Source organism: Pseudonocardia sp. OZ21, assembly GCF_059359135.1.
Window position 1 is genome coordinate 61097 of record NZ_JCADBN010000026.1, and the last position, 9834, is coordinate 70930.

The 9834-nt window shown below is 74.9% G+C and carries 10 protein-coding genes and 2 pseudogenes; 9 read left to right on the top strand and 3 right to left on the bottom strand.

Features of this window, described 5'->3' with window-relative positions:
* Positions 1-24 precede the first annotated feature (24 nt).
* From AC5L35_RS35170 to AC5L35_RS35185, 4 genes and pseudogenes are all read left to right on the top strand, one after another.
* Positions 25-834, top strand: a complete 810-nt coding sequence (locus AC5L35_RS35170) for an SDR family NAD(P)-dependent oxidoreductase (protein ID WP_495064079.1) — start codon at positions 25-27, stop codon at positions 832-834.
* Positions 831-1628, top strand: a complete 798-nt coding sequence (locus tag AC5L35_RS35175; protein ID WP_495064080.1) for a 5-formyltetrahydrofolate cyclo-ligase — start codon at positions 831-833, stop codon at positions 1626-1628. Before AC5L35_RS35170 ends, AC5L35_RS35175 begins: the two co-directional genes overlap by 4 nt.
* Positions 1629-1870: 242 nt before the next feature.
* The gene (locus AC5L35_RS35180) at positions 1871-2194 is read left to right on the top strand and encodes a hypothetical protein (protein WP_495064081.1); all 324 of its coding nucleotides are present in this window, start codon (positions 1871-1873) and stop codon (positions 2192-2194) included.
* Positions 2195-2391: 197 nt separating this feature from the next.
* Positions 2392-2894 (top strand): annotated as a pseudogene (locus AC5L35_RS35185) (GNAT family N-acetyltransferase).
* Positions 2895-2926: 32 nt separating this feature from the next.
* Here AC5L35_RS35185 and AC5L35_RS35190 read toward each other — a convergent pair.
* On the bottom strand, positions 2927-3670 hold the full coding sequence (locus AC5L35_RS35190) for a DUF3152 domain-containing protein (RefSeq protein ID WP_495064082.1): 744 nt from the start codon (positions 3668-3670) through the stop codon (positions 2927-2929).
* A 285-nt stretch (positions 3671-3955) separates the two neighbouring features.
* On the opposite strand from AC5L35_RS35190, the gene AC5L35_RS35195 reads away from it, so the two are divergent.
* Together AC5L35_RS35195 and AC5L35_RS35200 are read left to right on the top strand one after the other, a co-directional pair.
* The gene (locus AC5L35_RS35195) at positions 3956-5578 is read left to right on the top strand and encodes a substrate-binding domain-containing protein (protein ID WP_495064083.1); all 1623 of its coding nucleotides are present in this window, start codon (positions 3956-3958) and stop codon (positions 5576-5578) included.
* Between the two features lie 26 nt (positions 5579-5604).
* A complete protein-coding gene (locus tag AC5L35_RS35200; protein ID WP_495064084.1) occupies positions 5605-5979 on the top strand; it encodes a DUF2784 domain-containing protein in 375 nt (124 codons plus the stop codon).
* Here AC5L35_RS35200 and AC5L35_RS35205 read toward each other — a convergent pair.
* The gene (locus AC5L35_RS35205; RefSeq protein WP_495064085.1) at positions 5976-6182 is read right to left on the bottom strand and encodes a hypothetical protein; all 207 of its coding nucleotides are present in this window, start codon (positions 6180-6182) and stop codon (positions 5976-5978) included. The genes AC5L35_RS35200 and AC5L35_RS35205 overlap by 4 nt on opposite strands.
* Positions 6183-6249: 67 nt before the next feature.
* On the opposite strand from AC5L35_RS35205, the gene AC5L35_RS35210 reads away from it, so the two are divergent.
* Positions 6250-7248 carry an aldose epimerase family protein gene (locus tag AC5L35_RS35210; protein WP_495064086.1) on the top strand — a complete coding sequence of 333 codons (999 nt, stop codon included), beginning with the start codon at positions 6250-6252 and terminating at the stop codon, positions 7246-7248.
* A 6-nt stretch (positions 7249-7254) separates the two neighbouring features.
* Here AC5L35_RS35210 and pdxR read toward each other — a convergent pair whose 3' ends face one another.
* Positions 7255-8643: a MocR-like pyridoxine biosynthesis transcription factor PdxR gene (pdxR, locus tag AC5L35_RS35215; RefSeq protein WP_495064087.1), complete on the bottom strand. Its 1389-nt coding sequence runs from the start codon at positions 8641-8643 to the stop codon at positions 7255-7257.
* 67 nt (positions 8644-8710) lie between these two features.
* Here pdxR and AC5L35_RS35220 point away from each other — a divergent pair, with 67 nt between their 5' ends.
* Together AC5L35_RS35220 and AC5L35_RS35225 are read left to right on the top strand one after the other, a co-directional pair.
* Positions 8711-9685, top strand: a complete 975-nt coding sequence (locus AC5L35_RS35220) for a DMT family transporter (protein WP_495064088.1) — start codon at positions 8711-8713, stop codon at positions 9683-9685.
* A gap of 60 nt (positions 9686-9745) precedes the next feature.
* Positions 9746-9834 (top strand): annotated as a pseudogene (locus AC5L35_RS35225) (glucose-1-phosphate cytidylyltransferase); the annotation flags it as partial.

Below are 9834 nucleotides of genomic sequence, written 5' to 3' on the forward strand. Positions count from 1 at the left end.
GCCGCGCATGACACAGTGTCACCCGTGAGTCCCGCCAGCAGTGTCGCTGTCGTCACCGGTGCCGCCCGTGGGCTGGGGCGGGAGATCGCTCGCCGCCTCCTCGCCCGCGGGCACCGGGTGGTCATCACCGACCTGGACGCCGCCGCCGTCTCCGCCGCCGCGGCCGAGCTGGCGGCCTCCGGCGCGGACGTCACCGGCATCGTCGCCGATGCGCGCGTCGCGGCCGACCACCGGCGGGTCGCGGCCGCGGCGGCGGAGCTGGGCCCGGTGACGGTGTGGGTGAACAACGCGGGCGTGCTGCGCTCCGGACCGGCGTGGGAGCAGCCGGAGGAGCATCAGGCGCTGATGGTGGACGTCAACGTCATGGGCGTCGTCCACGGCTCCCGGGCTGCCGTGGAGGTGATGCGGGAGCGGGGCGGGCACGTGCTCAACATCGCGTCGATGTCGGCGCACGGCCCGGTCCCGGGACTCGCGGTGTACGCGGCGACGAAAGCGGCGGTACTGAGCTTCAGCACCAGCCTGCAGGGCGATCTCGACCTCGCCCGCGTACCGGTCCGGGTCCATGCCCTGTGCCCCGACGCCGCCGACACCGCGCTCGTGCGGGACGAGCAGGCGAGCCCGGACGTCGCGCTCCTGTTCTCGCAGCGGAGCCTGCTCACCCCGGCTGCGGTCGCCGACGCGGCCGTCGCGCTGCTCGACGGGCGGCGCGTGGTGCGTTCCCTGCCCACCCACCGGGCGGGGCTCATGCGGTTCGGCTCGCTGCTCCCCCGCGTGTCCCTGCCCGTGCTGGCGCTGCTGCGGGCCCGGGGCGACCGGCGCCGGACGAGCACGTGACCGCGAACGGGCCGGGTCGCCGCGGTCGCCGTCACGACCACGACGCAGGCGGTGACCCGGAACTGCTGGCAGCCAAGGCCGCCCTGCGCGACGAGGTGTGGACCGCCCTCACCGAGGCCCGGGTGGCGCGCTTCCCCGGCGCGCGCAACCGCATCTCGAACTTCACCGGGGCGGAGGCTGCGGCGGAGCGCCTCCGCGACACCGACATCTGGCGCGCCGCGCGGACCATCAAGTCGAACCCCGACTCCGCGCAGCTCCCGGTGCGCCAGCGGGCGCTGCAGGACGGCAAGGCCGTCTACATGGCCGTGCCGCGGCTGGCGGAGCCGGAACCGTTCTTCCTGCTCGACCCCGACCACCTCGAGGATCCGCCACGCAAGGCCGCCTCGATCGCGGGGGCCACCCGCTCGGCCCGCCGCGTGGCGGTGGCCCAGCTGTCCCCGGTGGACCTGGTTGTCAGCGGCTGCGTCGCCGTCGGCGAGGACGGGGCCCGGCTCGGCAAGGGCGGCGGCTTCGCCGACCTGGAGTTCGCCCTCGCCACCGCCGCCGGGCTGATCGGCCCCGACACGCTCGTCGTCACCACCGTGCACGAGTTGCAGGTGCGTCCCGCCGGCAGGATCCCGACGGCGGCCCACGACGCACCGGTCGACCTCGTGGTGACCCCGGAGCGCGTGCTGGACTGCCGCGCCAGGCGCGGGGAGCGCCCGGCCGACGGGATCCGGTGGGCCGAGCTCACCGAGGAGAAGATCACCGCGATCCCGCTGCTCCGGGCCCTGTCGCTCGATCAGCCCCGATAGGACGCCCGCCCGTCCGTCATCCGGCGTGTGCGTAGGAACGAGGGGGCGTACGCGGCGTCACCGACGAGGGCCACCCGCCAGACCAGGCCCCTCCGCACTGGACGTGCGCACTGTGGAGCCGTAATGCTGTTGGAGCGGTCACACGACAGCACTACGGCTCCGTAATGCGCGGTCACCCCTTGGCTATCCTGAGCGTGGAGCCGCTTCCCCCGGCCGTCGATCACCATCGATGGAGGGAAGCCGTGTACGAGTCGTGGTCGTCGACCACCAGCAAGCCACCGCGCCCGTTGGACCGCCCGGTCTGGGTGGATCTCGAAGTCTTCTACGGGCCACCCGACCACGCGCCGGCCGTCCCCGAGTACGACCCGCCGCCGGGTCGGCTCCTGGTGCCGACGGGTCGGGTCCCCGGCGTGCTCGCGAGGTGGGAACGAGCCGTGGACGGCCGCTGGTTCGGGATCGTGAGGTTCGCGGTGTGCGACTCGTACGGCGCGGTCGTGGCTGAACACCGTGACGCGCTCGTCCCGGCCTCGGCGCTGAGTCTCCGGGAGACCGAGCCGTACCGGTAGGAGGACTCGATCACCTGGGACGACCGCGGCTGACGCTGGACCCACACGAGCGCGACCCCCGCCGGTCGGGTGTCCGCGTCGGGAACAGCGGAGACGTACAGGGAAGCCAGGTGAGCCGTGAGCGCTCGACCCTCAGCCGGGTGGCCGATGGCGCAAAATCCGTGGTGAGCGGCGCGGCCAGCGCCGACAATCGCCCGGTGACGGATCACCTGGAGACCGACCGCCTACGGTTACGGCGGTTCACGGCCGCAGACCTGGACGATGTCCACGCCCTGCACTCCGACCCCGCCGTGATGCGGTACCTGGACCGGCCGGCCACGCGCGAGCACGTGCGAGACACCACCCTGCCTCAGCTGCGGTCGGAAGAGAAACCAGCCCAGAAATATGCCGGTCCGGTGGAGCAGCCCACGTCCGGCGAGATCGAGCTCGGATACCGGCTCCACCAGGCCGCGTGGGGGCGCGGATTCGCCGCCGAGGGATCGATTGCGCTGGTCAAGACGGGTTCACCGAGCTGGGCGTGCAACGGGTGGTCGCTACGACAATGGCCGTGAACCGGGGCTCGCGCCGGGTACTGGAGAAATCCGGACTCCGGTACGTCCGCACGTTCCATGTCGACTGGCCCCATCCTCTCGACGGTTCCGAACACGGCGAGGTGGAGTACGCGCTCACCCGCGAGGAGTGGAGCCGCAGCCCTCGGTGAGGAACGGTTCCCGTCCGGCGTCGACCACGCGATCAGCCCGGATAGGGCCACGGGTTGGGGCTGCAGCCGTCCAGCCCCAGGGACTGCTGCTGCATCACGGGAGCGGGCGCCGCGGGGGCGGGGCAGTCCATGTGATCGTGGCCGAGGACGTGCCCGACCTCGTGGTTGACCACGTAGCTCCGGTAGGCGGTGAGGTCACCGTGGTAGTCCGGGGACCCTTCCACCCAGCGGTAGTGGTTGACCACCGCGTGCGGCCCGACCCGGCAGGACAGCGGGCCGGCGGTGTCGATCGGCTCGCACAGCCGCCCGGTGGTCTCCGGGCTGGCGAGCCGCACCACGATCTCCGCGTCGCCGGCGGTGCGCGCGAAGGTCATCGCGCCGTCGTGGCCCCAGCCGCGAGCGTCGTTGAGCGTGCGCATCACGAACCGGGCGAAGGCGGTGACCTCGACGGGGAGTCCGTTCTCCACCTCCACCCGGACCGTCCGCAGCGCCCCCGCACCCGGCGCCGGCTGCGAGCCGGGGACCACGGTGAACGTGCCCGTCCCGGCCTGGGGCACGTAGCGGACGACGACTCCGGCGATGACGTCGGGACCGGCAGGCGTCGCCACGGTGGGGACGGGCACGGCGCGGTCCTCGAGCGGTTCGGGGCCGGCGGCGACGATCCGGCCGGGGTCGGGCTGCGGTGCAGGTCCGGCCGCTCCCACGGCCGTGAGCGGTACCACGCCGAGCACGAGAGCGACCGGCACCAGCCGTGCGCCCCGCTTCGCCGAAAGCACCGGGTCACCCTGTCACCGATCCGGCGCCCCCGCCCGCCGGAGCCCGGTAGCGCGCTGACGTCGATGTCGGGGCCGGCGCCGTCGTTGCGTGATGCCCCTGTCACCGATCCGGTGACCCTGCCCGCCGGAGCCCCGCCCATCGAGACGCTCAGTGATCACGTTCCGCACCGAATGGCCTGTGGCGTTCTGACCCCTTCCTCCGGTTAGCTACAGCGGGTAACTGCGGGGAGGGGTGGAGTGGGCGGCCGGCACCGGAAGGGCGGACAACGACGGCGCTGGCCCGTGGTGACCGTCACCGTTCTCGTGGTGGTCGGCGCCGGGGTCGTTGTCGGGATGCGGACGCTCACCATGTGCCGCCCGGCGAACGTGACGATCGCGGCCGATCCCGTGGTGGTCGAGAGCGTTCGCCAGGCCCTCGCGGGCGAGCGCAGCGGCGCCGCGCAGTGCGCCGACATCCGGGTGGTCGACGCGCCCTCCACGCAGGTGGACGAGATCCGCGAGAACGCACCCGGCCTGCCCGCCATCTGGATCCCGGACTCCTCACTCGCCCTGGACACGCTGGACACCGCGTCGGGCTCGGTGGTCGACCAGCGGTCGTCGCTGGCCTCGTCACCCGTGGTGCTGGTCCTGCCGGAGGCCGATGCCGGGCGGTACGGCAACCCCGCGCGGCCGGTGTCGTGGAACACGCTCCTCACCCACCCGCAGCCCCCCGCCCTGCCCGACCCCGCCACCGACCGGGCCGGGCTCGCGGCCCTCACGGCCCTGCACACCGCGATCGGTGACGAGCGCGGCTCTCCCCGCCCCGCGTTCGTCGCCGCGGTGCTCTCCCTGTCCCGGGGCGCCCCGCCCTCGGCTGCGGCCGGCTACGACGCGGTACACCGCGACGGCGCCGCCGCCCGCGGGTTCCTCGCCACCGAACAGTCGGTGGTGCGCCACGACCGGGCCCGGCGCGCGGGCAGTTCGGGCGCGCCCGTCACACCCGTCGCGCTCCGGGAGGCGGCGGCCGCGCTCGACTTCCCGTTCGTCCGCGTCCGCGCGGGCCAGCCGGCAGGGCGCGACCCGGCGCTCGACGCCGCGGTCGACGCCATCGAGGTCCACCTGCGCGGCCCGGCGGGGCGCCAGGCGTTCGGCGCTGCCGGGCTGCGGTCGCCCGACGGCACCCGGCTGCCCGGCGACCCCGGCCCGCAGTCCGGGTCACTGCCCGCGCAGGTGACCGCCGCCGCTCCCCCGCCGCGGCCATTGGCCCGAGAGACCCTGCGGCTGTGGGGGTCGCTCACCGAGCGGAGCCAGGTGCTGACGGTGATCGACGTGTCCGACTCGATGGCGGAGCCCGCCGGGAAGGGCACCCGGATCACGCTCGCCGCCGCGGCGGTCCAGTCCGGGCTCACGCTGTTCCCGGACGTGGCGTCGGTCGGGCTGTGGGCGTTCCCCTCGCGTCCGACGCCGCAGACGCAGTGGCAGGAGATCGTCCCGCTGGGTCCGTTGACCGAGCCGGTCCCCGACGCGCCGTCGCGGCGCGACGCGCTCGCCTCCGCGGCCGGGACGCTGCCCGACCGGGTCGGGGGTGCCGGCACCCTCTACGCCACCACCCTGGCCGCCACCCGGGCCGTGCGGGCCGGCTACGACCCGGGGCACTCCAACGCAGTGCTGCTCGTGACGGACGGGCACGACGAGTCGGGGGCCGGGGCCGACCTGCCCGCCACGCTGCAGGCCCTGCAGACCGAGGCGGCCCCGGCCGAGCCGGTCCCGGTGATCGCGATCGGGCTGGGACCCGACGCCGACGACGAGGCGCTGCGCCAGATCGCCGAGGCCACGGGCGGACGTGCCTACGAGGCCGAGAACCCGCAGGACATCCGCGCCGTCCTGCTGGAGGCGATCTTCCAGCGTGGCTGCCGTCCGGCCTGCTGACCCGGTTTCGCTGGCATCCTCGACAGATGGACGCCGCTGTGGTCGCCGATGTGGTGATGCTGGTCCATCTCGGGTTCCTGCTCTACGTCGCGCTGGGCGGGTTCCTCGCCTGGCGCTACCGATGGCTGATCGTCCCGCACGTCGCGGCGGCGGGCTGGGGCCTGGTCAGCGCCACGGTCGGGGTCGCCTGCCCCCTCACCGCATGGGAGGACGCGGCCCGCCGCCGGGCAGGCGAGCAGGGCCTACCCCGCGGCTTCGTCGACACCTACCTGACCGGCGTGGTGTATCCGGCCGACCGCCTGGTCGAAGCCCAGCTGATGGTGGCGACCATCGTGCTGGTCTCGTGGACGGGATTCGCAGTGCGGGAGCGGCGTCGCCGCCGGCAGGTAGCCCGGACCTAGTCGCGCTCGTCGCGGTCGGCGCCGCGCTCGGCCCACTCCCGATCGGCACGGTCGGCGGCCTCGGTGCGCTCGTGCGCGATCTCGAGCGCCCGCGACGCCGTCTCCCGGTCGGGGTACGGGCCGAGCCGATCGGCGGCGCGGCAGCCCTCGGCCGGCTCGACGGTGCCGTGCTTGAGGCAGTAGAACCATTGCTCATCGCTCATAGGTCCACAGTGGCATCCCCCGGCCCGAGGCGCTCGGCTCAGTGCCGCTGCGGCAGCATCACGGTTCATGAACGTCACCTGGTTGCGCAGCGACACCCTGGAGGTGGGCGTGATCGCCCACGGCGCCCGGATCGTGGCGGTCCGCACGCCCGACCGGCACGGGCAATGGGGGGACATCGCGCTCGGGCTGGCCGACGAGGACGCCTACCGGCGCGACCGCGACTACCTCGGAGCCTGCGTGGGGCGGTTCGCCAACCGCATCGCCGGGGGAAGGTTCACCCTCGACGGCACGGAGTACCGGATCCCGCTCAACGAGCCCGCCGCCGCGCTGCACGGCGGCACCGGCGGGTTCGAGTCCGTCCCGTGGGAGCGTGACGAGCCCCGCGACGGGTCGGTGACGCTGCGGCGCACCAGTCCCGACGGGGAGAACGGCTTCCCCGGCACGCTGCAGGTGACGGTCACCTACGCGGTGGAGGGCTCCCAGCTGCGCATCGAGCACGAGGCCCGCACCGACGCGCCCACCGTGGTCAACCTGACCAACCACGCCTACTGGAACCTCGCCGGAGCAGGCTCCGTGGAGGACCACGAGGTGACGCTCGCGGCGGCGCAGTTCCTGCCGGTGGACGAGCACCTCATCCCGTCCGGGCCGCCGGCGCCCGTGGCGGACACCCCGTTCGACCTGCGCAGCTCCCAGCGGATCGGCGCCCGGCTGCGCGAGGGGCACCCCCAGCTGCGGGCGACCCGCGGCTACGACCACACCTACGTGATCGACGGCGACCCGGACGCCGACGGCCTGCGCCACGCCGTGCGGGTGGTCGAACCCCGCAGCGGGCGCACCCTGGAGCTGCGCACCGACCAGCCCGGCGTGCAGTTCTACACCGGCAACATGCTGGACGGCTCCCTCGTCCTCGGGGACGGCAGCGCGGCCCGTCAGGGCGACGCGTTCTGCCTGGAGCCCCAGGCCTTCCCCGACTCCCCCAACCGGCCGGACTTCCCGTCGACGGTGCTGCGGCCCGGCGCGGTCTACCGCTCCCGGTCCGCGCTGCGGTTCGGCACGACCGGGTAGCGGCGCTCAGGGCCGAGGACCCCGGGCGGGCGCGCGGCCCCAGGACGCCCCGAGCCGGGCGATCGCGTCGTGGATCCGGCCGGGCGGGTGGGCCGCATAGCCCAGGACGAGACCGGGCGGCCCGTCGCCGACCCGGTGCCACGACAGCGGCTGCACCAGCACTCCGGAGTCCCGGGCGCGCTCGGCGAGCACGCGGTCGTCCACCCCCGGCGGGAACGTCACGAGCAGGTGCAGCCCGGCCGCCACCCCGTGGATCGTGGCGTCCGGCAGGTGGTGGCGCAGCGCGGCCAGCATCGCGTCCCGGCGGGCCCGCTGGCGCGTCCGCACGCGCCGCAGGTGCCGCTCCAGCTCGCCCGAGGCGATCAGCTGCGCGAGCACGAGCTGGGGCAGCGCGGCGTTGCCGAGATCGGTCATCCGCTTGCGCAGCACGAGCTCGGGCTGCAGCGCCCGAGGAGCGACGACCCACCCGAGCCGCAGTCCCGGCGCCAGCGTCTTGGACACGCTGCCGGTGTGCGCGACCCGATCCGGCGCCATGCCCTGCAGCGCGGGCACCGGGGCGCGGTCGTAGCGGTGCTCGGCGTCGTAGTCGTCCTCGATGATCAGCCCGCCCGCCGCGGCCCAGTCCAGCAGTTCGCGGCGCCGTCCGGGCGCGAGCACCACTCCGGTCGGGAAGTGGTGAGCGGGTGTCACGAGCACCACCCGCGCGCCACTGCGCGCCAGGTCCGCCACGTCCAGCCCGTCGGCGTCGACCGGGACGGGCACGGGCTCCACGCCCCAGTGGGCCAGCTGCTCCCTCGTCCCCCGCGACCCCGGATCCTCGATCCCGGCCCGCTCCCCCGCGAGCACCTGCGCGAGCAGCCCGAGCCCCTGGGCGACCCCGGCCACCACGATGATGTCCTCGGCGTCCGCGCGGACCCCGCGGGCGCGCCCCAGCCAGCCGGCGAGCTCGCGGCGCAGCACCGGGTTGCCCTGGGGGTCGCCGTAGCCGAGGTCGGCCGCGGCGGCGCTGCCCAGCACCGCGCGCTCGGCGCGCAGCCACGCCGTGCGGGGGAACGCCGACAGGTCGGGCACTCCGGGCGAGAGGTCGACGTCCGGTGCCGGACGGGCGTCGCGCACGGTGGGCGCCGCCACCGCGGGCGGCGCGGAGGCGACCGCCGTGCCGCGGGGGCCGTCGGTGCGGAGCAGACCTTCGTCGTAGAGCCGCTGGTACGCCGCGACGACCACGCCGCGGGAGACCTCGAGGTCGACGGCCAGCACCCGGGAGGCCGGCAGGCGCGCGCCGACGGCCAGCCTGCCGTCGGTGATCGCGGCCCGCAGCGCGTCCACCAGCCACCCGGTGAGCTGCCCCCGGGGGACCGCGCCGGGGTCGAGCTGGAGGAAGTCGGCTCCGCCCACGATGGTCCTTTCACCCGTGTGCTTCTTGGCCCTGTCGGCCGGACCGTACGGCAACGAGCCTGACGGCATGACGTTGCCGAAGATCGGGAGCCAGAAGACCGGGAGCCAGCAGACCGGGTCCCGGACGATCGGACGGGGCACCGCCGACACCGCCGCGGGCGTGGGGATGGGCACTGCGGGAATGGTCTGCGTCGGCGGGAGCGTCGCCGTGTCCGGCGTGCTGGCCGACGCCCCCCTGTTCACCACCCAGGCCCTTCGCTACGCCGTGGCCTGCCTGCTGCTGCTCGGAGCGGCCCGGCTCACCGGCCGGCGGATCACGGCGCCCCGCGGCACCGAGTGGCTGTGGCTGCTCGGCGTGGTGGTCGCCGGGCTGGTGCTGTTCAACGTCGCGCTGGTCCGGGGCTCGGCGCACGCCGAGCCCGCGGTGCTCGGCGTGGCGGTGGCGTGCGTGCCGGTGGTACTCGCGCTCGTGGGCCCGCTGCTCGACGGGAGACGGCCGGCACCGGCCGCCGTGGCGGCGGCCGCCGTGGTCACCGCGGGGGCGGTGCTCGTGCAGGGCCACGGACGCAGCGATCTCGTGGGGCTCGGCTGGTCGGTCGTGGTGCTGCTGTGCGAGGTGGCGTTCACGCTGCTCGCGGTGCCGGTGCTGCGGCGGCTCGGCGCGTGGGGCGTCTCGGTGCACACCTGCTGGCTCGCGGCCGTGCTCCTCGCCGTGCTCGGCCTCGGCGCGGAGGGGCCCGCGGCGGTGGCCACGCTGCACGCCTCGCACCTGCTCGCGGCCGCCTATCTCGCGGTGTTCGTGACGGCGCTGGCGTTCGTGCTCTGGTACTCCGCGGTGGGCAGGCTCGGCTCCGCGCGCGCCGGTCTGCTGACCGGCGTCGCACCCGTCGCGGCCGCCGCGGGCGGCGTGCTGCTGGGCTCCCCGGTCCCGGGTCCCGGGGTGTGGGCCGGGACCGCGCTGGTGGCGGCCGGGCTCGTCATCGGCGTCGGAATTAGGCCGAAAGAGATCGCTAACACCGGTCCGAACCGTCACGATGGGTAGGCAGAGGGGGCTTGGGGGCCCCTGTCGAGCGTGACGGCTAGACGCTACGGGGGACGATTCGTGAAGGTTGTGCTGTTCTGCGGTGGTTACGGGATGCGGATGCGGGACGGGGTCTCGGATCTGCCGAAGCCGATGCATCCGGTGGGGCC

Bases quoted from the DNA above. Each gene is read 5' to 3' on its own strand.
- AC5L35_RS35205 (WP_495064085.1), bottom strand. From the start codon at position 6,182: ATGAGCGATGAGCAATGGTTCTACTGCCTCAAGCACGGCACCGTCGAG.
- AC5L35_RS35210 (WP_495064086.1), top strand. From the start codon at position 6,250: ATGAACGTCACCTGGTTGCGCAGCGACACCCTGGAGGTGGGCGTGATC.
- AC5L35_RS35220 (WP_495064088.1), top strand. From the start codon at position 8,711: ATGACGTTGCCGAAGATCGGGAGCCAGAAGACCGGGAGCCAGCAGACC.
- AC5L35_RS35200 (WP_495064084.1), top strand. From the start codon at position 5,605: ATGGACGCCGCTGTGGTCGCCGATGTGGTGATGCTGGTCCATCTCGGG.